Source organism: Pseudoalteromonas sp. CST2, assembly GCF_028599385.1.
GTDB classification, from domain to species: domain Bacteria; phylum Pseudomonadota; class Gammaproteobacteria; order Enterobacterales; family Alteromonadaceae; genus Pseudoalteromonas; species Pseudoalteromonas atlantica.
Genome location: NZ_JAQREO010000006.1, coordinates 140747 through 164714 on the forward strand (window position 1 = coordinate 140747; position 23968 = coordinate 164714).

Here is a 23968-nt window from a genome sequence, read left to right on the forward strand (position 1 = left end):
AAAGTTGTGAATAATTTTATTGATTTTGTTAATAAGTACGGTTTTTTATTAGTTCTCATTTTTTGTTTTGGTGGTTTTTCTCCCGCGCTATATCCTAAAGTAGGAATGATGGATTTAGATTTAACTAGTCGTATAGATAGTAAGTCTGGAAACAATATGTTCAAGCAGCTTTTTTGGATTTCACTATTTTTCGTTTATCTTCTAAATTTTTATTATGATAAACGTAGAATATTTATAAAAAAACATTTTAATAATGCTGTAATAGTATTTAGTTTGATTATATCAATTTCATTTGTTTCAATGCTTTGGTCATCGTTTCCTAGTTACGTTTTTAAACGTACTTTTTTTCAGCTGATTTTTATAACTGTGTGTATACTTTCTTTTTATTTTAGTTATAAGAAAAACAATGTTGGTCAGTGTATAGAGTTATGCCTATATTACATGTTATTTCTTATCCTGTTGACTTTAATAATGGGCTGGGGATTAACAGCTGATCTCTCGTTAGCCGGATATGAGAAAGGTAAAAATATATTAGGTATAAACTTAGTTGTTATTTTTATTTTGTACACTTATTTTTGCAATGCTAAGTCAGCTAAAAATAGATTTGTTATTTTTTCTACTTTATTGACACTAGTAATTCTAACTCAAAGCAAGACATGTTTATTATTGCTTATTGTTTTTTTTATATTTACTCAAATAAAGAAAAAATATATAAGAATAATTAATCTTTCACTATTATGTTTACTCGCTTTTATTTTTATAGTTGTTCCATGCGTGACTTATTATGCAAATTCTTATATGCATATAGGGCTTTATGTAGAGCCAGAATTTATTACTGGTAGGGGGTATATATGGGATACTATCTACTATGATTTAAAATTTTATAAAAATATATTTTTAGGTTATGGATATGCAAGTTATTTTGGTACTCCAGAAATCCCATATTTTTTTGATGACTCTCATAGTTTTCTTAGGTATATAACTTCTTCACATAACGGCTACTTGGATTTGCTTATTCAGTTTGGGGTTCTATCTATTCCGGTCACTTTATTATTTGCTTATATAGCTAAATATATTGAGGGACGAGTGGGGAATGCTGCGATAACAATAATTATTTTTCACAATGTTACAGAAGCATCATTTTATAGAGATAATACGGTTGTTTGGATGCTTTTTTTGATAGTAGTAGCCTTCTCTATGGTTAAAAAGGTAAAAATAAGTGAATAGAATAACATGGTTAGATACATCCAGAGGTTTAGCAATTGTTTTGTTAATACTTGTTCATTACGTGGGTGCATTGGAAACCCGTGGTTTTATATCTTATGAAGCTATGAATCTAGTAAAAGCTTTTCTGAGAGTTGCGACGCCATACTTTATAATGATTTTTGGGTTTACTTTTGCAGTTGCATATAAAACAAAAATTAATAACTTCAGAGATGTATTAGTTATACAAAAGAGGTTAAGAAAAAATTTATTGTTGGTATTTATAGCAAGAGAAATTATTGCTGTGACTGCGGTTTTTAGATATGGAGACTATAAAACAGATCTAATTGATGTGCTCTTATACAAAAACTTTTCACAATCAGGAGAAATCTTAACTTTTTATTTTTTTGCTATATTACTAGCTCCATTAGCAATGCTGCTTATTAATAAAGTAAAGAGTTCAATATTTTTATTCAGTGCATTCTCTTTATATATAATTAGTTATACTATCGGTTATAACTTTAGTAGCTCTGAGAGTGGCTTATTATTTAGGTTTCTATTTTTCGATGTATATGCATTTTTCCCTTTTTTCTCTTTAGCAATGGTTTCAATGTATTTATATACTTTGTACTCTTCTTTGAATAACAATTATCAACGTGTTAAAACGTTTTTAATAATTGGTTCTACGTTATTTACAATTAGTGTCATTTTATTATTTGGACTATATGAAGATGTAGTAGTTGCATTAGCTACAGCAAAACTGAAGTCACCACCTCAAATCTTGTATATGGCTTTATATTCAGGAGAAGCAATATTATTAACGATTTTTGTTTGTGCTTTAAAGTATAACAACCTTCTATCAATTATAAATAACCGTTTATTGCCGTTATTAGGCAGAAACTCTCTTTTAGCTTACGTAGGGCATTATTTTTTGTTTTTAGCAGGTCCTATCGCTATTACAGTTTTAGATGAGCGATCAGCTATAGGTGAGCTAATAATTTTCTTATCTCTTGTTACTTTACTTATAACCGTTATAACAACCAGAGATAATTTTAAAACTAAAGGATTAAAATGAAAGTTGCAATAATACATGATTGGTTAGTCGTAAACGGTGGAGCTGAAAAAGTTCTAAAGGAGTTAATAGATATATACCCACAAGCTAATATTTATACTTTGGTTGACTTTTTACCTGAAGAAGATAGAGATTGGCTTGGCAATACTAATGTTACGACATCATTTATTCAGCGCCTACCATTTGCTCACAAAAGGTATAGAAACTATTTCCCTTTGTTTCCAATTGCTATTGAGCAGTTTGATTTATCGGGTTATGACTTGGTTATTTCTTCTAGTTACTCTGCTGCAAAAGGTGTGATTACCGGGCCTGAACAGCTACACGTTAGTTATTGCCACTCTCCAGCTCGCTATGCGTGGGATATGCAAGAGCAGTATTTAAGAGAAAGTGGTATGAGTAGTGGTGTTAAGTCTATTATTGCACGTTATTTTTTGCATAAATTTAGAATTTGGGATGTGAGAACAGCGAATGGCGTTGATAAATTTGTAGCCAATTCATCATTTATAAAAAAGCGTATTAATAAATGCTACAGAAGAGAAGCTGATGTTATTTATCCCCCAGTAGATATTAAAAAGTTTACACTAGAAAAAAATAAAGAGGATTTTTATTTAGCCGCTTCACGTTTAGTACCTTATAAGCGCTTGGATTTAATTGCAGAAGCTTTCGTTAAAATGCCATCAAAAAAATTAAGAATTATTGGCGATGGTCCACAAATGCAAAAAATTAAAGAAATTGTAGGCAATGCAGAAAATATCGAATTGCTGGGCTATCAATCTGATGAAGTTATGTTACACAGCATGCAAAAAGCAAAGGCTTTTGTATTCGCAGCAGAGGAAGATTTCGGAATTATACCTGTGGAAGCACAAGCTTGTGGTACCCCTGTAATTGCTTTTGGAAAGGGCGGGTGCTTAGAAACTGTTAAAAACAACGTGAGTGGTATCCACTTTAAGGAACAATCAGCGAGCTGTATAATTGACGCTGTAACTGAGTTCGAATCACAGATAGAGCAATTCTCAGCAGAAGAAGTAAGGTTAAACGCAGAAAAGTTTTCCTGTTCAGCTTTTAAAATGAATGTAAAAAGCTTGATAGAAAAAGCGATGTTGGATTTGTAATGAAGATATTGCATGTTCATCAAGATTACCCCGATGGAAGAAATTACCCATCTACTTTAGCAGTATCAAACTTGCTAGAGGGGGTAAAAAAATCCGAACCAAGTGTAGAGCATTATGTACTTTCTATTAATAGAACCTCAAACCCTTTTAAAGTTTCTATAAAAAAGTTTGATCAGGGTCTATCAGTTATTTATTGGGCATTACCAATAGCATTTTTTTATAGGCCCATAATTTATTTTTGGTCTTTGATTCTCTTTTACTTTATTAAAAAAAATAAATTTAGTTTAGTGCATGGCCATAAACTTACCACAGAAGGAATGTTTACCTATTATCTAGCCGATAAATTTAAAATACCCTATGTGCTATCTGTTAGGGGGGGATCCGATACACACAATATAAAAAGGTTGCCTGATTGTAAGACTACATTTTCGAAAATTTATAGAAACTCAAAAATAATTTTTTATGTAAGTCCTTGGTGTAAAGGGTTTGTCGAAAGTGAGCTTAGATATAAGCACCCAACTACGTTAGATTTACCTAATATTTGTCAGTTTAGCTTACATACTTCTAATTCTATTGATGTATGCTCTAGGAAGGGCTACGTAACCATTTTAAGTTTTCATCAATATAAAAGAAAAGGGCTTGAGCAACTGCTAACCGCAATAAAAAAATTAAAAGATGGAGGAGTAGCTCTAAATTTAACTGTTATAGGTAGTGGTGATAACGAATATGTTGAAAAAGTAAAGAAGCTCATTAATAGCTTATCTCTAGCGAATGAAGTTAGTCTGACAGGCTCTATAAATCAAAAAGATGTATTGAAAATACTAAAGCAATCAAAAGCTTTTTTACTACCATCTAAAAATGAAACTTTTGGAATGACTTATGTTGAATCGCTCGCTAGTGGCTGTCCTATTCTTTATTTAGAAAATACTGGAATAGACGGACATTTAGAATCCGTAACCGCAGGGATCAAAATACCAGATAACGATGTTGTTAACATTGAAGAGTCTCTTTTTAAGTTTGAAAACGAATATTCATCGATAAAAAAAGGGGTGGAATTAATATTAGATAGCCACTATCTAAAGAAATTTACAGAAGAAAAAATTTCTGAAAATTATACACACGTTTTAAGAAACATCACCGAGTTAAAAAGGGAGTTCCTATGAAAGGTAAAATGGAGTTTTTACAAAATTTAAGAGGCTGCGCTGCACTATTAGTGTTAATAGGCCACTTTTTGGATATGTATGTAAAGCATAACAATTCCACTATTTATTTCTCTGGTATAACGAGTTTTGTTAATTCATTTGAATTAGGGCGAGTAGGTGTAATTGTATTTTTTTTAATTACGGGGTTTGTTGTACCTTTTAGCCTACAGAGTAAACAGGGAAATTTTGTCATAAGACAATTTTTAAAACGTATAGCTTTTAGGTTATACCCAGCATTTTGGTTTTCTATTTTTGTTGCTTTGACTGTTGCATATGGGGTTGGTATTAATATTGACTCTTTAGAGCAGGTAGTAGCTAACTTTACTATGATCCCAAAGTACTTAGGGTATGAAAGTGTTCAAGGTGCGTATTGGACGCTTCACTTATTAGTCGTCTTTTATATGGGTACTGCAGCACTATATTACCTTGGTTATCTTAAATGCTTAAAGGTAAGATCCTTTGTTTTAATTGCCTTTTGTTTAGTTGCCGTGTTTTTTGCGTTTTTACGATTTAATTTAGGTGTTCGGGTACCTATAGTAATGCCACTAGGCCTTGCTACTATGGTGCTTGGGTCAATTATGCGCTCTCACTTTGAAAGTGAAGGTATTAATTTAAAAAATTTAGCAATAGTTTGCTGTGTTTATTTTATATGTTTATACCTAGCACAAATTATGTATTACAAAGAAGGGTGGGTACGTTGGTTTTTTCCATATTTTTTTGGTGTTGTGCTTTTTGCAGCCTTTATTTATAAAATTAGGTTTTCTAACTCCTTTTTAAATTTTTTTGGAAAGATTAGTTACTCTTGTTATTTATTACATATGTTAGCGCTAGCTTTAGTATTTAATTTTATGAAAAATAGCGCTTATAGTTTCACTGGAATTGTTTATTCTTTTATTTTAAGTCTTCTACTTACATTGTTTTTATCTTTTCTTTCTTATTATTTTTTTGAAAAACTCCCAGGGGAACTTCAAAAAAAACTGTATAAGTATAAGCAAGGAGCTTTATAATTATGAAATCTCCCCCCCCCTCTAAAGCTTGTTTTTCTGAGGGTGATAAATTTAAATCTGTAATAATTGATTTATATACTTAAATAGCTCTACCTCAAACTACTTGTGTGTTTGAGCCTCTATAGGTAACTACTTCGCTTCTGGACCGCGCCATTTTCTTCGGGCGTAACAATTATGGGGCTGATTAATAATAGTATGGTTAAAGGATTGTCATGAATAAAAAAGTTTTAGTTATAGCTTCAGCAGGTGGGCACTTAACACAAGCTATGTGTGCTACAAGCCAGTGTGATGAAATAGTACTTGTTTCAAATAAAGTAAATATTAAAAAAGATAATATTTCAAAAATATATAAAATTATAGACACGCAAAAAAATATTTTTATACACATTTTTAATGTTTTTTTTGCTCTGTACGTTTTATTGAAAGAAAGGCCAGCTGCAGTGTTTAGTACTGGGGGGCCTATCGCGTTACCTTTTGCATTGGTTTGTAAAGTTTCTTCTTTAAAATTTATATACTTAGATACATTATCTCGAGTTGTCGAACTTTCTAATACTGGCAAGTTAATAAAAAAATATCATTTGTATGATGAATTTTATAGTCAATGGAAGAACGTAGCGTCTAAAAGTAATACTAAGTATATAGGTAAGTGCTTTGATATATTATCTGAAAATAATTATAAACCAGTAACCGAAGCGGTTGAAGGCAGGCCAATTATTTTGGTAACCGTAGGTACAAGCCAGTACGACTTTGATCGTTTGTTCGAAATGCTTTACAAGCAACCCTTGTACAACAATGACCAAGTGCGTTGGGTTATTCAGGCTGGGCACAATAAATTAAAGCACTCACCTGCAAAAGGTAAAGTTGTTGATATGATCACTCGTTCTGAGATGGAGCAACTAGTAAAAAGTGCCAGTTTGGTGATTAGCCACTGTGGTATTGGTAGTATTAATCAGATGCTTGCGTATCAAAAAAAGGTGCTGTTTGTACCAAGAGTAAGTAAGTTTAATGAGTTTTCAGACGACCATCAATTGCAGATAGCAAATGAGATAAGCAATAAAATTTTTACAGTACTGATGCCTGAACAAGATATGCCTACAATTAAATTGAATGAATTGCTTGATAGAAAAATTGTTACATCTCCTGTCGATACGACAAACTATAAAATGGCTAATGAATTAAAGAATGTACTTTTTGAGCTTAAGTCATAATTTATGAGTAATTTGAGCAATAAGTTAAATCAGGCGATACTAAAAAGCTTAGCAGGGAAATATAGTTTATATATTTTTCAGATAATTTCTTTAGCTATATTATCAAGGCTTTATACTCCTCAAATGTTTGGTGTTTTAGCGGCTGTAACAGTATTAATCTTATTTTTTCAGTTGATTGCTACTTCAGGCCTCGGTCCAGCGGTGATATATGCTAAGAGTATTTCAATTGACCAGCGCGATGGTATTTTCACTGCTAGCTTTATTATAGGTACCGTTGGAGCTTTACTTTTTTATATTTTTACGCCCTATCTAATGGGCTGGTTAGAAATTGAAAATTTATCCTATATTAATCTAGTTTTGGCGTTTAATATTTTGTTTTCTGCGTTATCAATGCTCCCATTAGCTAGCTTACAAAAAGATACACAGTTTTTATTAATTGCAAGAGCTGAAATATTAGCTGAATTGCTATCATTAGCTGTGGCTGTGGTTATGTATTTCCAAGGATTTGGTGTTTTAGGTTTAATAAGTAAGCTGATGGTTGTACCTGTTATAAGGTTTGTTTTTTATCATTTTTCTTCTACAAAATCTTCAATTGGCAAAGCTCATTTTGGGAAAGATATAAAAGCGATATGTACATTGTTTGCAGTAGCTAAGTACCAGTTGGCATTTAATATTCTTAACTTTTTTTCTCGTAATTTAGACACCATACTTATAACGAAATATTTTGGTGCGGTTGCCGTAGGGTTTTATGAAAAATCTTATCAGGTAATGCGTTATCCATTGCAATTATTTACCTTTGCTATTACACCCGCTTTACAGCCCATTTTGACGGAGCATAAGGATAATCCTTTTATTGTAATGAGGGAGTTTTACCGTATAGCTATTAAACTAGCTTGCCTAGGGCTTTTTACCTCTATGGTATTGTATTGGTCTGCTGCAGATATAGTATTAATACTTTTTGGCCCACAGTGGGAGAGTACAGTTTATATCTTAAAAGTTTTGTCTGTTACCATACCATTACAAATGGTATTAAGTACTACTGGTGGTATATTTCAAGCTTTTGGCGCAACAAAAGAAATGTTTTATTGTGGTCTTTTTTCATCCTCAGCAAATGTTTGCGCTATTGTATTAGGTGTTCTTTTCGGCGATTTGCTTACCCTATGTACATTTTTAGCAGTCTCTTTTGCATTAAATTATTTACAATGTTTTTATGTGCTTCATAAGTATTTATTTAAAAGTTACCCTATTAAACAATTTTTAATTCTGACGACTCTAATTATAACTTGCTACTTGAATTTGTTGGATGATGCGACTTTAAGTAATGCATTAGGTATAGGTTACATTGATGCTTTTATAAATTGTTTAATTACAAGCCTATTATTTTTTACCGTTGTTACTTTACTATTTTTAACTATTTCAAAATTAGGTCTGCTTGAAGTAAGACCGTCAAATAAGGACTAAGATGATTTTACCTATAATTATGGCCGGAGGCTCAGGCACGCGTTTATGGCCACTTTCTCGCGGGAACTACCCTAAGCAATTTTTATCATTAAATGGTGATAAAACTATGTTACAAGACACACTTGCCCGTTTAGATGGGATAAGTCATTCTCCTGCAATGCTTATATGTAACGAAGAGCATAGATTTATTGCTGCAGAGCAAGTTCGTCAGTTAGGCGCAGAACACTCAGGGATTTTTTTAGAGCCAGTAGGGCGCAATACTGCTCCTGCTATAGCTTTGGCTGCTTTTAAAGCAGTTGAAAACAATGAGGACCCTCTATTGCTTGTTTTGGCCGCTGATCACGTTATAGAAGATATTTCAGCTTTTCAAGCAAGTGTAGAGCAGGCATCGATACTTGCTGAGCAAGGTAAGCTAGTTACATTTGGTATTACAGGTAACAAACCTGAAACAGGATATGGTTATATTAAACGAGGTGCTCCCCACCAAACCGGTTTTGTTGTTGATAGTTTTGTTGAAAAACCAGATTTAGCTACTGCTAAAACTTATATAGAAAGTGGTGAGTATTACTGGAATAGCGGCATGTTTTTATTTAAAGCTAGCCGATATTTAAATGAGTTAAAGGCATTTAGACCAGACATTTTTAGCGCATGTGAACAAGCTATGCAGGTACAAAACGATGATATGGACTTCGTTCGTGTAGATAAAAAAGCATTTGAATCGTGCCCTGATGAATCCATTGATTATGCCGTAATGGAGCAAACTAAAGACGCTGTGGTCGTTCCTATGGATGCGGGTTGGAGTGATGTGGGCGGGTTTGCCGCTTTATGGGAAGTTTCTGACCAAGATGAAAATGGTAATGCATTCAATGGCGATGTAAAAGCTGTAGATACAACAAACACTTTAGTATTTGCTGATGAGAAATTAGTAGCTACTGTAGGTGTTGAAGACTTAGTTATTATTAATACTAAAGACGCAGTTTTAGTGGCTCATAAAAATGAATCTCAAAAAGTTAAAGAGATAGTCAATAAGTTAAAAAATGAAAACAGATCTGAGGTTACATTTCATCGTGAAGTTTTTAGACCTTGGGGTAAATACGACTCTGTAGATTTTGGAGAACGTTTTCAGGTTAAACGTATTACGGTAAAGCCTGGTGCTAAATTATCAGTACAAATGCATCATCATAGAGCTGAACACTGGATTGTAGTTTCTGGTACTGCAAAGGTTCACTTGGATGGTACGGAGCAGTACCTAACTGAAAATGAGTCTGTGTATATTCCTATTACATCTGTTCATGCATTAGAAAACCCAGGGAAGGTCGATTTAGAATTAATTGAAGTTCAATCCGGCTCATACTTAGGTGAAGATGATATTGTTCGTTTTGAAGACCGCTATGGTCGTTCTTAACATACAAGAAATAGTATTTAGGTTAAGAGGGTATAATGGATAGTTCTACAATTATTAAACAAAGCGGGATTGAATTTGGTACATCAGGCGCTAGGGGCTTAGTTACAAGCTTTACTAATGAGGTCTGTTTTGCATTCACTTTGGCTTTCATAAATACGCAAAATGACGTTAAACGCATAGCTATTGCTATAGATAATCGCCCTAGTAGTTCAGCCATGGCGAGAGCTTGTATAAGTGCAGCCAAATCAGCAGGTGTTGAGGTAGAATATTATGGGGTTTTGCCAACACCTGCACTAGCTTTCTCAGCTCAATGCGCAAAAATACCTGCGATAATGGTAACAGGTAGTCACATTCCTTTTGATAGGAATGGGCTTAAATTTTATACAAAGCAGGGCGAAATAACCAAACAAGATGAAGTTGCAATAACAACATGTTCAACCCAAGTTGATAAAATTGAATTGCAACCACTGCCCTTAGTTGATACTTCTGCTTTTGATAGTTATATAGCTCGATACTTACATGTTTTCTCAAGCAATTTATTGAGTAATAAGAGGATTGGCATTTATCAGCATTCAAGCGCCGGCAGAAAGTTATATCCTCAGTTATTTAGTGCGTTAGGAGCTGAGGTGGTTTGCCTTGGTTATAGCGACGAATTTGTGCCAATAGATACAGAAGCTGTAGCTGAATCTGATAGAGAGCAAGCAAAAAAATGGGCAGCAGAATTTAATTTAGATGCTATTTTTTCTACGGATGGTGATGGAGATCGCCCTCTTTTAGCTGATGAAAATGGTGTGTACTTTACTGGTGATATTTTATGTATGTTAGCAGCCAAAAGTCTAGGTGTAGAGGCTTTGGCAGTTCCTGTAAGTTGTACCACTAGTATTGAGCAATCACACTTTTTTAAAAAGGTGGAACGCACTAAAATTGGCTCACCATATGTTATAGCGGCATTTAGTGGGCTCACCACTAAATTTAACGCCGTAGCAGGCTTTGAGGCGAATGGTGGTTTTTTACTTGCTTCATCTATTTATATTGAAGGAAATGAACTATTAGCTTTACCTACACGGGATGCTCTATTACCAGTATTAGCTGTGCTTAAATTAGCTGAGAGCTTACCACTATCTGAATTATATAATGGATTGCCTTCACGAGTTACGTTTAGTGATAGATTGAAGAATATAGAGAGACCAGTAAGTAATTCAATTATTGAAAATGGTAAATTAAACCCTAATAAATTAGTTGAGGAATTAAATCTAGAGTTTTTACATTTAGATTCACACGATGATACAGATGGTTTACGCCTAACTTTTAGCAATGAAGATGTTGTTCACTTAAGGCCATCCGGAAATGCGCCAGAGCTACGTTGCTATACAGAAAGTACAACTTTAGCTAAAGCAAAAAAATTATGTGAACTTACTTTAAAGTCAATTTCTTCACGTATCGCATAATAAACGGATAGTCGGGAGTTGATACTATGGCTAAAATAACAAGTGATCCTGCTGTACGCAGTTTACTGAACAGAATGCCTGAGGAAGTACAGAAAAGCTTTACTGAAGAACAATTAGTTCATCTAAAAGTTGCTATAGGAGCTAGGCAATGGGGGCGCCATTCCATAGACTCTAGAGGTGTGGTTAAGTTTTTTAAATATAGGTATTACTTTGTTTTTTTAGCCGGTAGAAATAGACGTGAACTTAATGAAAACGAAAAAAAGGTTGCATGGATCTTTCAAGTAGTTTTCATCACTATATTAACTCTTATATTTATTATTGTAATGGCTTTAATTCTGTACCTAATTAAATCTGCTTTAGGTATTAATCTATTTGATGATTTCTCTTTAGGCATATGGCATTCATTTAAAAGCTTATTTGTTTAATTAAACGGTTATGCTTAATAAAGTTTACACGCGTTTGCATTTGTTTATTTGTAGTTATTAACTGGTTAGATAATGTTTTGTTGTTTAAAATTAAAATACAGGTATTGCGAACTAGGTTGAATGAACTTAGAGGCTAAGGTAGAATTACCTTAGTTTAGTGATACTAAATTTATATATAAAGATATCTATAGGGATACATAGTATGACATCTTCACGGACGTTTAAGCCAACAGGCTCGTCTGATGCGAATTTTTATCGATTGTTTGATATTTTTGCGTTGTTTATAGCCTTTCAGTGTTCTGCTTTATTTTACAATTTAAATTTGACCCCAATTTATATGGTCTCTGTTTTAACAGTTGGGCTAAGCTTTTTGTATTGTGCAGAAATATTTTCTGCTTATCGCTCTTGGCGTGCTGGTAAATTTAGAACCATGGTTTTGTGTGCTTGGGGAGCTTTATTTGCTGCCTTCGCTGTTTTATTTTGTGTGTCGTTTGTTTTTAAGTTTACGGGTGAGCTTTCTCGTATTGGTTTAGGTTTATGGTTTTTACTTAGCTTTGCTTTTATGTATAGCTGGAGGCTAGTTACTTATTTATTTAAACGAAATAGAAGAAAGCTTGGAATAAACTTACGAAATGTTGCCATTGTTGGTGCAACAGAGTCTGCTGTTCATTTATACAACGAAATTAATAAAAATGATGAGTTGGGGTTTAAGTTTTTAGGCTTTTATGACGACCGTAAACCAGAACGATTATTCGAAAATTCAACCAAACATGATGTTGCAGGTAAAATTCAGGACGCTGTTAATGCTGCCCGAAAAGGGGAAATTGGCGTTTTATATATTGCCCTACCTATGAAAGCGGATAAGCGCATTGCTGAAATATTATTACAATTGGGTGATACTACAGTAGATGTACATATTATCCCAGACTTTTTAATGTCTAACCTAATACACGCACGAATAGAGCACGTTGGAGAACTTGATACGCTAAGCGTATTTGAATCCCCATTTATTGGTGCACGAGAATTTATAAAGCGCACTGAGGATGTAATTGTTGCCTCTTTAATCTTAATGTTGATTTCGCCCATTTTAATTGCTATTGCATTTGCTGTTAAATTTACATCTAAAGGACCTGTTATTTTTAAACAAGACAGGTATGGCCTTGATGGACGTAAAATTAAGGTATGGAAGTTTCGTTCAATGACCGTTACTGAAAACAGTGCGGTTGTGACTCAAGCTAAAAAGAATGATGCACGTATTACTCCTTTAGGCGGTTTTTTGCGACGTACTAGCCTTGATGAATTACCGCAATTTATAAATGTTTTAAAAGGCGATATGTCGATAGTTGGACCAAGGCCTCACGCTGTTGCACATAATGAAGAATACCGTAAAAAAGTAGAGTTTTATATGTTACGCCATAAAGCTAAACCAGGTATTACTGGTTGGGCACAAATTAATGGCTGGCGTGGCGAAACCGATACATTGGACAAAATGGAAAAACGTGTAGAGTTTGACCTGCATTATATTAAACATTGGTCGTTGTGGTTTGATGTTAAAATTATTTTTATGACAATTTTTAAGGGATTTAAAAATGCAAATGCATACTAAAAAACTTGTACCACTTAGCGCTTTACTTAGCGTTGTTATAGCTGCCCCTGCAGCTGCTAATTTAAAGCCTGGTAGTATTATGACTAAAGATGGGGCTGAAATCACCCCCACTTTGCAAACTGGTATTAGTAGTAACAATAACTTTTTTAGCACCCCCGATGATGAAGAGTCGCGATTAATTTGGACAATTACTCCTAATGTTAAAGCGGTAATTGATGATGGCCCAGATAGCTATAGCTTAGATTTGGGTACTAGTAGCTCGTTACACAATAAAGATGCTACAGATAACTTTACGCAAGTTAATATAGGTGCGGGTGTTCATAAAGAATTTACAAGCCAACATAGGTTAGATGTTAATGGTGACGCCGATTGGCTATATGAACCACGTGGCAGTGGCATAACTGAAGGCCTTGGGGATGTAGTTAACGAACTTGTAAAGTATCAACAACAAAATGTTTTAGCGCGTTATGAATATGGCGCACAAAGTTCAAAAGCGCAAGTGGCTTTAAGTGCTGGTTTTTTTAGTAAAAAATACCAAAGTTTTAGAGAAGTATCTCAGTACCGAGACTATGATAAATCGTTAATAGGGGTAACAGGTTATTATAATACCCAAGCTGCCACTCGTACCTTTTTGGAAGTTAAACAAGAGAATTATCGTTACGATGTATTAGCTAGTAGTGGTATTTCGCGTGACAGCGATGATGTAAAAGTACTAGCAGGTATGGAGTGGGAGGCAACGGCTGTTACTTCTGGTTCGTTTAAAGTGGGTTATCAAAGCAAAGACTTTGAATCGAGTCAGCGTGAAAATTTTAGTGGTATAAGCTGGGAAGCAGCGATTAATTGGCAGCCGCTTAGTTACTCTACAGTTCAGTTTATGACTAGTCGCGCAGCAAAAGACCCGTTAGTACAGGGCGATTACATTAAAGAAAGTGTTTATGGTGTTAATTGGACTCATAACTGGAGTGAATACTTAAGTTCGCTTGCGAGTGCAAGTTACACAGATGAGCAATATACAGGTGACGTTGGCCGTAAAGATAAAACTAAAAACTTACGTTTGGGGCTTAACTACGTGGCTAGTAATTTCGGTATGGTTTCTACGTATGTAGATTTTATGGATAAAAACTCTACACAAGATGCAATTGAGTTTGACCGTGTAATAGTCGGTGTTAACTTTACTTTTGCGTTAAAGGCTAATTAATGAAGTATATTTTTAGTTTAACGCTGCTTGTATTTAGCAGTATTTGTTTTGCTCAATCTGCGCAAAGTTATGTATTAGGAGCAGGTGATAAGGTTGAAATTAAAGTATTTGGTCAACCAGATTTAGAAGTTACTGCATTACTAGGTAATAGTGGTGAGGTTAATTACCCATTTTTAGGTAAAGTTAAACTTGCAGGTTTAAACACCTCAGAGGTTGAACAGGTCATCACTGAGGGGCTAAAGCCCGATTATTTAGTAAACCCTAATGTTTATGTACAAGTTATAGAATACAGACCTTTTTACATACATGGCGAGGTTGAAAACCCTGGGGCTTATCCTTACCAACCCGCGATGACAGTTAACCAAGCTATAGCTCTTGCTGGCGGTTTAACTGAGCGAGCATCTGTAGATAAAATTTTTATATTTAAAGAGCAAACAAAACAGCAGCAACAAAAAGGTAGTTTAAATAGCCAAATTGCAGCGGGCGATACTATAAAAATTGAACAACGCTTGTTTTAAGCAGTTTACAAGGCAGTATTTAATGAACCAAATGAACGATAACATAAACAATAATGAAGAAATAATAGACTTTAGTGCCTACCTTAATGTGCTTAAACGTGCTAAGTGGCGCATATTAGGTTTTGCAACCGTGGTTACTTTATTAACTATTATGGTTACCCTTACTTTAGTGCCTAAGTATGTTGCAACAGCTACATTACTTATAGAAGCAGAGCAAGCTAAAGCAGTTAGTTTTGAGGAAATATACGGATTAGACTCTAACCAAAAAGAGTATTACTTGACCCAGTTTGAGGTAATTAAGTCTGATAGCATAGCTCGTGAGGTGATCAGAAAACTTGACTTAAGAAGTCATACGGATTTTATTGCTAAACCTTCTCCTGTCAGTGAAGTGAAAACGGCAATTAAATCGTACTTGCCTTTTTTAAATAAAAAAGAAACGGCGGTATATTCTGCTGAAGAAAAAGCTGAGCGTGAAATGCTTGGCTTATTATCTGCTTTTAAATCTCGACTTTCAGTTTCACCCATTCGTAAAACCCAATTAGTTAGGGTGAGCTTTGAATCGAGCGACCCAAAATTAGCTGCACTTGTAGCAAATACAGTAGGCGAAGTTTACATAGAAAGCCAAATGCGTGCAAAAATGGGTATAACGCAACAAGCATCTAGCTGGTTAAATACGCGTTTATCTCAGCTTCGTGTTCAGTTAGATGACTCTGAAGTACGCTTGCAAGCCTACCGTGAACAGCAAAAATTAGTTGATATTGAAGGGATAGCGGGTCTAGCAACACAAGAGCTTGAGCAGATATCACAACAGTTAGTAGTAGCACGTAACGAAAAAAATAACCTTGAAAGCATTAACCGTGTTATCAGTGAGTATGGTAATAACAATTTAGAACTTTTAGGCAGTATGCCAGAAATCACTTCCCATAAAGTGATACAGGATGTAAAGCGTGAGGTAATACTCGTTGAACGTAAATTAAGTGACTTGAGTGAAGTTTATGGTCCTAAACACCCTAAAATAATTTCTGCGAAGGCTGAACTTGCTACTGTAAAAAATAATTTAAATAAGCAAATAAAAGGCCTTATTACCGGCATCGAAAAAGAGTTAAACCGTATAACACGTACTGTGACTGCGCTCGAACGTGATTTGGCTAAAATACGTGCTGAGTATCAAGATATTACGCGTAAAGAAACTAAATATAATCAGCTTAAACGTGAAGTTGAAACTAATCGTAATATATTTAATACGTTCTTATCACGTTCTAAAGAAACCGAAGTAACAAGTGACTTTAGTTCTGCAGCTGCACGCTTTACTGATCGTGCATTTGCTCCTAAAGATCCAGCTAAGCCAAATAAAAAGCTGATAATTGTACTTGCTTTTGTTGTAAGTTTTGGTTTTGCAGTTGTAATGAGCTTTGTATTTGATGCTTTAAACGATACCGTTAAAACTAAAAACGATGTAGAGGGTAAGCTTGCACAGCGCATGCTAGGCTTATTACCTAATGTGCCGATGCCGAAAAAGAGCGTATTTCCTATACATGCTTACCTTGACGATAACTACAGGCGTTTTGCAGAGTCTGTTCGTACATTCCGTACTAGTTTATTATTAACGCAATTAGATCGCGATCATAAAGTTATTGCAGTTACATCAAGCTCTCCAGGTGAAGGTAAAACGACTACTTCAGCTAATTTAGCTATGTCGCTTGCTCAAATGGGTAAGGTATTATTAATTGATGCAGATTTGCGTAAACCAAGCATAGCAAAGCGCTTTGATATACCTGTGTTCCACCCTGGGCTAAGTAATTTAATTATAGGTACTGAGCAGTTTAGTGAGTGTGTTCATGTAGATGGGCAGTCTGGTGTTGCTATTATGCCTAGTGGGCAAATTCCTGGTAACCCGTTAGAGCTCTTATCTAGCTCACGCTTTAACGAAGTGCTCGATGTTTTAAAAACGAAGTACGATCATATAATAATTGATACCCCTCCAACTCAGGCTGTGAGTGATGCACTTGTTATTTCACAAGGTGCTGACTCAGTTATTTATGTAGTTAAATCGGACGTTACCCGTATTAAACCAATAAAAGCCGGAATAGAGCGACTCTTTGAGTCTAAGGCGCATGTAGCAGGTATTGTACTTAATAAAGTTGATATGAGTAAAAGTAAGGATGAGCACAGTCACGGATACTATGATTATTACGATTACTCTCAAAAGCCTGAGCAACCAACTTCTTAGTTGCTAATAACCTATGTTTGATATTCATTCACACATTTTGCCAGGTATTGATGATGGCGCTAAAGATTTAAGCGAGTCTTTAGCGCTATTAAAAATGGCGCAAGATGATGGAATAACACATATTGTTGCAACTCCTCATATTCATATAGGTCGATTTAATAATTCCGCAAAAATGCTTGCTCAAGGCATTATTTCATTAAAGGATGAGGCTTTGGCTGCAGGTATTAATTTAAAGCTTGCAGTAGCTGCTGAGGTTAGGCTCGATATTGAATTAATGGCGTTAATCATGTCTGACCAATTGCCCTTTATTGGGGCTTCTGGCTCAACTAAATACTTATTACTAGAGCTACCTCATTCGCATGTACCGCAAGGTTACGACAAGTTTATAAATTGGCTATCTAATCGAAATATAAAAGTGATAGTACCTCATCCTGAACGTAACAGAGATATTCAAGCAAATCCTTTCTACATAGAGCGCTTAAAACAATTAGGTTGTGATTTTCAATTAACAGCCTCAAGTATAGAAGGGGCCTGGGGTGATACTGCAAAAGCAATTAGTATTGATATGTTACAAAAAGGATTGGTTAGTTATGTTGCAAGCGATGCCCACTCAGTTAAACGTAGGCCTCCTATATTAAGCAATGCAAAAAAGTTAGTTGCAGATTTAATTGGTGAGTTTGAGGCAGAAAAATTATTTGTTAACAATCCACAGCGTTTAACAGAGTCTTTGTTTGATGAGTGATTTAAAAAAGATAACTCAAATTACATTGCTTGCAATTATTACTTTGTTTATTAGCTTTGAAAGCATACAAAGTATGCGTGCTAATGCATGGTATTTTAATGCATTAAATACGCTAAAACAGCCTAGTGATTTACTAACTCCTCAAGAGCTAAACCTGGCAAACAAGGCAATAACACTCGCCACACAACTTGAGCCTCTCCAAGCGCATTATTGGCAGCTAAGTGCGTACATAAAAATGCTTAGCCTAACTAAAAATAATGTAAACGTTGAAAGCGCTCCTAAAGTATATGAGCAAGTAGAGTCTTCTCTTTTAAATTCGTTAAAGTACAGGACATCGTGGGCCGAAACATGGATAGACTTAGCTAAAGTAACAAGTTATCAAGAGGGACCAAGTGATCGTGTAATTGGTTATATTCAGCAGGCTAAAAAAGCAGGCCCTTTTAAAATAGATGTTCATTTAGGTGTTATTGAAATAGCGCTTGTTAACTGGCAGCAACTCCCTCCAAAATATAAAGCTTTGTATGTTAGCGAGCTTAGGCTTGCAGCCAAGCATGGTTATAAGTTTTCACGTGCGTTTGAGATAGCTAAACAAGTAGATGCATTGCCTATTTTATGTTTATCTCTTAAGTTTGGCGCGCAGTTTAAATCTGCCAGAAATAGCTGGATGTTTAAAAAACATTGTAATTAGTTTTTATAAACCTAGTTTTTGTATGTATTTGAACTCTTTTTACTTAATCACTAGTTAACTTCTCTAAAGCGCAGCGCCTCTAAACCTCTTTGTGAATATTTAACTAATTTTTAATAGCTTGCGTGAGCAAGCTTCACGCCTACAAGTAAAACCCATATCTACACCTTCGCAGTAGATGTAGAGCATGCTCACGTGAAAAGCGAAAGCTTTTAATTGCTAAAATAAAACACTGCTCACAAAGAGAAGCAAATGAGGAGTAAATGAGAAGACACAACCAATCGATACATTTTACTTTTTTGTTACTACTCTAAAGCGGAGCGTCTCTAAACCTCTTTGTGATTTAAATAACTAAAATTTCACTGAGAGAAATAAATGAGAATACATAACCAATCTAAACATTTTACTTTGTTGGTCAGTCCTCTAAAGCGCAGTATGTCTAACTATCTTTAAACAAATCACTTAACCTAGTTGCATAAAAAACCCAGAGCCATTGTATAAGCTCTGGGCTACAAATGGCTCTTAGTTGAGCCTTGCGCTAACTAAATACACTTTCGCAATTCTTAGGGAGAAGAAGAAAGTACCTTTAATTGTAGTTAACTAATTTGCAAAACTCTAAATTTTGTTTGTTTATTAACCGTAAATAATAACAAAGACTTAATAATATTGTGCACAGGTTACCCTTTGTGTTGAGTGCTTTATGCCCAGCTTATTAACTGGGTATTTTGCACAAGATCGCGTGGCAAAGAGTTTTTGATCTTATTCTTTTGCCATTTACCTAGTCCTATCGGGCAGCCACATAAGGTTAGTACTACTTCGCCGCTGGCTTTTGTAACGTCTTCTAGGCGTATATCTTTACCATTAAAGTAGTCGTTTGCTTGCTCGTTTGTTAAAGCATACGTATTGCTTTTGCATTCATTACCAAACACGGTAGCAAACTCGTGAGTTAGCCTTACTCCGTTTTTATGAATAATACCTAGTTGAATACCTAAACGCGCGTATTTTATTTTGTTTTGAACGGCTTCAAACCCGTCAGGGAATAACCACAGCTCTTTATCGCGCTGCATTAACTTACCTGGCAGCGCTTTTAAGCCAAACTGTTTTTTAAGCTCGCTCATAAAAGAAGTGGTTTGTTGTTTATCAAACTCGTTAAACGGAAACGCACCTTTTTTAACGCTTTGGGTTGGGTTATTGCAGCTTGCGAGTTTTTTAAACTTAGCGATAAAAAAACCTTCACTGTCGAATGTTTGCGGCCACACATGTAAATAGCCCTCGGCGGTTGTGGCTTTTTCTGCCCCTTCAAATAAATCACTTAGCGATTGCGGCTCAATATAGTCGCCAAATTCATTTAGTAGGTAGTTGCATACTTGTTGGTTTTCGAGCGGGGTAAGCGTACAGGTTGAATACACCAGTGTACCGCCTGGTTTTAATGCGTAAAAAGCGCTTTCAATTAAATCTTTTTGAACTTGAGCAATTTCTATATTTGATTCTATTGACCAGTTTTTAAGTGCATCGGCGTCTTTACGTACGGTACCTTCGCCAGAGCAGGGTGCATCAAGCAAAATGCTATCAAAGCATTCAAACATATAGTTACCAAATATGACGCCATCAAAGTGCGAAAGCGCACAGTTACCAACGCCCATACGTTTAAGCGTAGCGCTAAGGACCTTTAAGCGTGATGACGAAAGCTCGTTGGCAACAAGTACGCCTTGATTATTCATTATTGCGGCAAGTTGCGAAGTTTTAGAGCCAGGCGCTGATGCCATATCAAGTACGTAATTATCTTGTAAATCTGAGTTTTCAATACTTTGTTTTAGTGCCATAGGTGGCAGCATTGAGCTTGCCTCTTGCACGTACATGGCGCCGCTTAAATGTAAGTCGGTATTGCCTAATGCTAAGTTTTGCTCTTCATCGCTTGGGCGCTCTAGCCAAAAACCCTCACTACACCAAGGTATGGGTGTAAGTTGCCATTTTTTTTGCTCTGCACGGTGTTTAAATTCAGCAACGCTAATTTTTAATGTATTTACACGAATAGATTTTCTGAGAGGGCGACGGCACGCGTTTATAAAGTCGTCTAAATTGAGGTGCGCAGGTAAATAGGTTTTTACGTCGTCAATAAAATGCTCAGGAATAAAAGTGTTGGCGTTCACGCGTTGGCTCGTACATTAAAAAATAAAGCGCGATATTAGCACTTTTAACGCACTATTTCAGTGTTAAATAGCGGCTTTATAATTTGTTGGTGTGTCGACATATTGTGTTTTTAGTTTAATTTTAAAGCAACTTTATACGACTTTAGATTAACAGTGTCGACAATGAGTGTGTTTTTTGCTCATTTTTACCCTAGGTGGGGTTGACATGTTTTTTTATTAAGCACATAGTTAACCCATCAATTGTCGACAATTTATTTATAAAGCCATGACGCAACCTTTTTTAAACGATACACCTATTACTACAGCATCTGATCAAGTGTTTGTTGATATGCGCCGTGAAATAGTAGAAGGCAGCATACAGCAGGGTAGCAAAATATCGGAGCCTGAGCTTGCAAAGCGCTACGGTGTAAGCCGTGCGACGCTTAGAGAAGCGCTTAATCGCTTAGAAAGCTGTTACTTAGTGGAGCGTAAAGCCAATGTAGGTTGCCGAGTAGTGGCGCTAACCGCAGAGCGTTTAATTGAAGTGTACCAAGTACGCAGCTCGCTTGAAGGCTTAGCATGTAGGCTTGCTGCCGACAATATGGCAGCTGACGAAGTTAAAGGCTTAAAGCAATTACTTAATCAGCATTTGCAAACGCAGCGTGTTAAAGAGGGGGAGTCGTACTATCAAGAAGCGGGCGATTTAGACTTTCACTATCGCATTATTAAAGGCAGTAAAAACGCCCATTTAATCCATTTGTTATGTAACGAGCTTTACCAATTAATACGTATGTACCGTGTACAAATGGGCATGGTAGGTCCGCGCGTATCAAAAGCGTTTGACGAGCACTTAGCCATTATTAACGCGATAGAAAACCACGATGGTGAACTTGCCGAAATGCTGATGAAACGACACATCAGCGCATCGCAAGCAAATATTCAAACCAAATTTGATGTATACCAATCAATATGAGTATTCGAACAATTTAACTGATTAAATCGCTCTATAACGTCGTTAAGAATTTTTTATTTAGAACCACTAAACATAAAAATTATTGCCTAGTTACAGAACGATTTTCTTAGCGTTAAATAGACCTCATACACATACAGATTGGTATTTGTCATAAACAAAAACTTTATAAAAGCTAATAGCTAAAAGCTAGTAACAGTTAAACAGTCACAATGTAAGATTAAAAATATAAGTTACTCCATGTAGCAACCGTTCAAAGTGAGGAGAAAATAATGTCAGCAGGATTAAAATTTAAACAGGCCATTGCGAATAACCGCCCATTACAAGTAGTGGGTACTATTAATGCCTACACAGCCATGATGGCTGAAAAAATGGGCCACCAAGCTATTTATCTCTCCGGTGCTGGTGTGGCAAATGCCTCTTTTGGTATGCCAGATTTAGGCATGACCAGCCTTGATAATGTACTTGAAGATATTCGCCGTATTACTGGTGCCAGCGATTTGCCACTATTGGTAGATGCCGATACAGGCTGGGGCGGGGCGTTTAATATTGCGCGTACCGTTAAAGAAATGACCAAAGCAGGCGCAGCGGGTTTTCATATTGAAGACCAAGTGGCACAAAAGCGTTGCGGTCATCGCCCTAATAAAGAAATTGTAAGCCAAGGTGAAATGGTTGACCGTATTAAAGCCGCGGTTGATGCTAAAACCGATAGTGATTTTTACATTATGGCGCGTACCGATGCGTTTCAAAAAGAAGGTTTAAGCGCCGCGATTGACCGCGCAGCTGCGTGTGTTGAAGCGGGCGCAGATGCTATTTTTGCAGAAGCCGTGCACGACCTTGCCGATTACCAAGCATTTGCAAAGGCGATTAATGTACCAATTTTAGCTAATATTACAGAGTTTGGCCAAACGCCTATTTACACCAAGGAGCAGTTAAGTGAAGTAGGTGTCGAAATGGTGCTTTATCCACTTAGCGCCTTTAGAGCAATGAATAAAGCTGCGCTTAATGTGTACTCTGCCATTTTAAATGAAGGCTCGCAGCAAAGCGAAATTGAGAACATGCAAACACGCGCCGAGCTTTACGAATTTTTAGATTACCACACATACGAAAACACACTCGATAACCTTTTTTCATCAAAATCTGACAAATAATAACTATTAAAATAGATAACACACACAAATTTAGATAGGAGAAGATCATGGTAGATAAAGCATTAGGCGGAGCAGGTTTACGCGGGCAAGTTGCAGGGCAAACAGCATTATGTACAGTAGGGCAAACAGGCTCAGGTTTAACGTATTGTGGGTACGATATTAGCGAACTTGCCGAAAAAGCACAGTTTGAAGAAGTGTCTTTTTTACTTTCACGTGGCGAACTACCTACAGCCAATGAACTAGCCGAGTATAAAGCTAAATTAAAAAGCTTACGCGGCCTGCCAGATGCACTAAAAACCGTACTTGAAAATATTCCTAAAGACGCGCATCCAATGGATGTTATGCGTACCGGTTGCTCAATGCTGGGTAACCTAGAAATGGAACTTGATTTTAGCCAAGCAAACGATGCGATTGACCGCATGGTTGCAGTGTTCCCAAGTATTATTTGTTACTGGTACCGCTTTACTCACGATGGCGTACGCATTGAAACACAAACTGATGACGACTCAGTGGGCGCGCACTTTTTAACTCTATTACACGACAAAGCACCGAGCGAGCTTTTTGCGCAAGTAATGAATGTGTCGCTAATTTTATACGCAGAGCATGAATTTAATGCCTCTACATTTACTGGGCGCGTGTGTGCATCAACGCTTTCTGATATTCATTCTTGTGTAACGGGTGCTATTGGTACGCTACGTGGGCCACTGCATGGTGGTGCAAACGAAGCCGCTATGGATATGATTCAGGGCTTTACAAGTGCAGATCACGCTGAGCAAGAAATTATGGGTATGCTAGAGCGCAAAGATAAAATAATGGGCTTTGGACACGCTATTTACCGTGAGTCAGACCCACGTAACGTTATTATTAAAAAGTTCTCTGAAAAACTAGCTAAAGAGGTGGGCGATGATGTGCTTTACCCTGTGTCGGTTAGGTGTGAAGAAGTAATGTGGCGCGAGAAAAAACTTTTTTGTAATGCTGATTTTTTCCATGCATCGGCGTACCACTTTATGGGGATCCCAACTAAGTTATTTACGCCAATATTTGTGATGAGCCGGGTTACCGGCTGGACTGCACATGTTAAAGAGCAGCGTGCTAATAACCGTATTATTCGCCCAAGTGCAGATTACACAGGACCAGAGGCGCGCAGCTACACGCCAATTGAATCAAGAGGCTAATTAGTTACACATAATACCAAT

The 23968-nt window shown here is 36.1% G+C and carries 20 protein-coding genes; 19 read left to right on the forward strand and 1 reads right to left on the reverse strand.

From position 1 onward, the window contains the following. Positions 1-6: 6 nt before the first annotated feature. From PSH41_RS10445 to PSH41_RS10520, 16 genes are all read left to right on the forward strand, one after another. Positions 7-1227 carry an O-antigen ligase family protein gene (locus PSH41_RS10445; protein WP_273589712.1) on the forward strand — a complete coding sequence of 407 codons (1221 nt, stop codon included), beginning with the start codon at positions 7-9 and terminating at the stop codon, positions 1225-1227. Continuing rightward, entirely contained in the window at positions 1220-2278 is a 1059-nt protein-coding gene (locus PSH41_RS10450) for an acyltransferase family protein (RefSeq protein WP_273589711.1), read from the forward strand. Before PSH41_RS10445 ends, PSH41_RS10450 begins: the two co-directional genes overlap by 8 nt. Beyond that, positions 2275-3387: a glycosyltransferase family 4 protein gene (locus PSH41_RS10455; protein ID WP_273589710.1), complete on the forward strand. Its 1113-nt coding sequence runs from the start codon at positions 2275-2277 to the stop codon at positions 3385-3387. Before PSH41_RS10450 ends, PSH41_RS10455 begins: the two co-directional genes overlap by 4 nt. Next, positions 3387-4550, forward strand: a complete 1164-nt coding sequence (locus PSH41_RS10460) for a glycosyltransferase (protein ID WP_273589709.1) — start codon at positions 3387-3389, stop codon at positions 4548-4550. Before PSH41_RS10455 ends, PSH41_RS10460 begins: the two co-directional genes overlap by 1 nt. Beyond that, a complete protein-coding gene (locus PSH41_RS10465; protein ID WP_273589708.1) occupies positions 4547-5596 on the forward strand; it encodes an acyltransferase family protein in 1050 nt (349 codons plus the stop codon). Before PSH41_RS10460 ends, PSH41_RS10465 begins: the two co-directional genes overlap by 4 nt. Before the next feature lie 212 nt (positions 5597-5808). Beyond that, the gene (locus PSH41_RS10470) at positions 5809-6804 is read left to right on the forward strand and encodes a glycosyltransferase (RefSeq protein ID WP_273589707.1); all 996 of its coding nucleotides are present in this window, start codon (positions 5809-5811) and stop codon (positions 6802-6804) included. Positions 6805-6807: 3 nt separating this feature from the next. After that, on the forward strand, positions 6808-8265 hold the full coding sequence (locus tag PSH41_RS10475) for an oligosaccharide flippase family protein (RefSeq protein ID WP_273589706.1): 1458 nt from the start codon (positions 6808-6810) through the stop codon (positions 8263-8265). Position 8266: 1 nt separating this feature from the next. Then, positions 8267-9670 carry a mannose-1-phosphate guanylyltransferase/mannose-6-phosphate isomerase gene (locus tag PSH41_RS10480; protein ID WP_273589705.1) on the forward strand — a complete coding sequence of 468 codons (1404 nt, stop codon included), beginning with the start codon at positions 8267-8269 and terminating at the stop codon, positions 9668-9670. A gap of 35 nt (positions 9671-9705) precedes the next feature. Next, the gene (locus PSH41_RS10485; protein WP_337940110.1) at positions 9706-11118 is read left to right on the forward strand and encodes a phosphomannomutase; all 1413 of its coding nucleotides are present in this window, start codon (positions 9706-9708) and stop codon (positions 11116-11118) included. Between the two features lie 26 nt (positions 11119-11144). Further along, positions 11145-11543: a 3-phosphoshikimate 1-carboxyvinyltransferase gene (locus PSH41_RS10490; protein ID WP_273589704.1), complete on the forward strand. Its 399-nt coding sequence runs from the start codon at positions 11145-11147 to the stop codon at positions 11541-11543. Between the two features lie 202 nt (positions 11544-11745). Further along, a complete protein-coding gene (locus PSH41_RS10495) occupies positions 11746-13149 on the forward strand; it encodes an undecaprenyl-phosphate glucose phosphotransferase (RefSeq protein WP_273589703.1) in 1404 nt (467 codons plus the stop codon). Continuing rightward, the gene (locus tag PSH41_RS10500; protein WP_273589702.1) at positions 13133-14347 is read left to right on the forward strand and encodes an outer membrane beta-barrel protein; all 1215 of its coding nucleotides are present in this window, start codon (positions 13133-13135) and stop codon (positions 14345-14347) included. The genes PSH41_RS10495 and PSH41_RS10500 overlap by 17 nt, the downstream gene beginning before the upstream one ends. Further along, positions 14347-14865, forward strand: a complete 519-nt coding sequence (locus PSH41_RS10505) for a polysaccharide biosynthesis/export family protein (protein ID WP_138685184.1) — start codon at positions 14347-14349, stop codon at positions 14863-14865. The genes PSH41_RS10500 and PSH41_RS10505 overlap by 1 nt, the downstream gene beginning before the upstream one ends. Positions 14866-14887: 22 nt before the next feature. Continuing rightward, on the forward strand, positions 14888-17095 hold the full coding sequence (locus PSH41_RS10510) for a GumC family protein (protein WP_273589701.1): 2208 nt from the start codon (positions 14888-14890) through the stop codon (positions 17093-17095). A 13-nt stretch (positions 17096-17108) separates the two neighbouring features. Next, positions 17109-17837, forward strand: a complete 729-nt coding sequence (locus PSH41_RS10515; protein WP_273589700.1) for a tyrosine-protein phosphatase — start codon at positions 17109-17111, stop codon at positions 17835-17837. Next, positions 17830-18525 carry a VpsP family polysaccharide biosynthesis protein gene (locus tag PSH41_RS10520; protein WP_273589699.1) on the forward strand — a complete coding sequence of 232 codons (696 nt, stop codon included), beginning with the start codon at positions 17830-17832 and terminating at the stop codon, positions 18523-18525. Before PSH41_RS10515 ends, PSH41_RS10520 begins: the two co-directional genes overlap by 8 nt. 695 nt (positions 18526-19220) lie before the next feature. Here PSH41_RS10520 and rsmF read toward each other — a convergent pair. After that, complete coding sequence (gene rsmF / locus PSH41_RS10525; protein ID WP_273589698.1) at positions 19221-20672, reverse strand: 16S rRNA (cytosine(1407)-C(5))-methyltransferase RsmF; 1452 nt, start codon at positions 20670-20672, stop codon at positions 19221-19223. Positions 20673-20937: 265 nt separating this feature from the next. Here rsmF and PSH41_RS10530 point away from each other — a divergent pair, with 265 nt between their 5' ends. From PSH41_RS10530 to prpC, 3 genes are all read left to right on the forward strand, one after another. Next, positions 20938-21624 (forward strand): GntR family transcriptional regulator, encoded by a 687-nt coding sequence (locus PSH41_RS10530; RefSeq protein WP_024032638.1) that lies wholly within the window; start codon positions 20938-20940, stop codon positions 21622-21624. 269 nt (positions 21625-21893) lie between these two features. Further along, positions 21894-22772, forward strand: a complete 879-nt coding sequence (gene prpB, locus PSH41_RS10535) for a methylisocitrate lyase (RefSeq protein WP_004587734.1) — start codon at positions 21894-21896, stop codon at positions 22770-22772. Between the two features lie 47 nt (positions 22773-22819). After that, complete coding sequence (gene prpC, locus PSH41_RS10540) at positions 22820-23947, forward strand: bifunctional 2-methylcitrate synthase/citrate synthase (protein ID WP_273589697.1); 1128 nt, start codon at positions 22820-22822, stop codon at positions 23945-23947. Positions 23948-23968: the final 21 nt, after the last annotated feature.

Excerpts from the sequence above, each read along its gene's own strand:
- PSH41_RS10515 (WP_273589700.1), top strand. The coding sequence starts at position 17,109 with ATGTTTGATATTCATTCACACATTTTGCCAGGTATTGATGATGGCGCT.
- PSH41_RS10520 (WP_273589699.1), top strand. The coding sequence starts at position 17,830 with ATGAGTGATTTAAAAAAGATAACTCAAATTACATTGCTTGCAATTATT.
- PSH41_RS10485 (WP_337940110.1), top strand. The coding sequence starts at position 9,706 with ATGGATAGTTCTACAATTATTAAACAAAGCGGGATTGAATTTGGTACA.
- PSH41_RS10505 (WP_138685184.1), top strand. The coding sequence starts at position 14,347 with ATGAAGTATATTTTTAGTTTAACGCTGCTTGTATTTAGCAGTATTTGT.
- PSH41_RS10490 (WP_273589704.1), top strand. The coding sequence starts at position 11,145 with ATGGCTAAAATAACAAGTGATCCTGCTGTACGCAGTTTACTGAACAGA.
- PSH41_RS10495 (WP_273589703.1), top strand. The coding sequence starts at position 11,746 with ATGACATCTTCACGGACGTTTAAGCCAACAGGCTCGTCTGATGCGAAT.
- PSH41_RS10500 (WP_273589702.1), top strand. The coding sequence starts at position 13,133 with ATGCAAATGCATACTAAAAAACTTGTACCACTTAGCGCTTTACTTAGC.
- PSH41_RS10470 (WP_273589707.1), top strand. The coding sequence starts at position 5,809 with ATGAATAAAAAAGTTTTAGTTATAGCTTCAGCAGGTGGGCACTTAACA.
- PSH41_RS10530 (WP_024032638.1), top strand. The coding sequence starts at position 20,938 with ATGACGCAACCTTTTTTAAACGATACACCTATTACTACAGCATCTGAT.
- prpB (WP_004587734.1), top strand. The coding sequence starts at position 21,894 with ATGTCAGCAGGATTAAAATTTAAACAGGCCATTGCGAATAACCGCCCA.
- PSH41_RS10460 (WP_273589709.1), top strand. The coding sequence starts at position 3,387 with ATGAAGATATTGCATGTTCATCAAGATTACCCCGATGGAAGAAATTAC.
- PSH41_RS10480 (WP_273589705.1), top strand. The coding sequence starts at position 8,267 with ATGATTTTACCTATAATTATGGCCGGAGGCTCAGGCACGCGTTTATGG.
- PSH41_RS10475 (WP_273589706.1), top strand. The coding sequence starts at position 6,808 with ATGAGTAATTTGAGCAATAAGTTAAATCAGGCGATACTAAAAAGCTTA.
- PSH41_RS10510 (WP_273589701.1), top strand. The coding sequence starts at position 14,888 with ATGAACCAAATGAACGATAACATAAACAATAATGAAGAAATAATAGAC.
- prpC (WP_273589697.1), top strand. The coding sequence starts at position 22,820 with ATGGTAGATAAAGCATTAGGCGGAGCAGGTTTACGCGGGCAAGTTGCA.
- PSH41_RS10465 (WP_273589708.1), top strand. The coding sequence starts at position 4,547 with ATGAAAGGTAAAATGGAGTTTTTACAAAATTTAAGAGGCTGCGCTGCA.
- PSH41_RS10455 (WP_273589710.1), top strand. The coding sequence starts at position 2,275 with ATGAAAGTTGCAATAATACATGATTGGTTAGTCGTAAACGGTGGAGCT.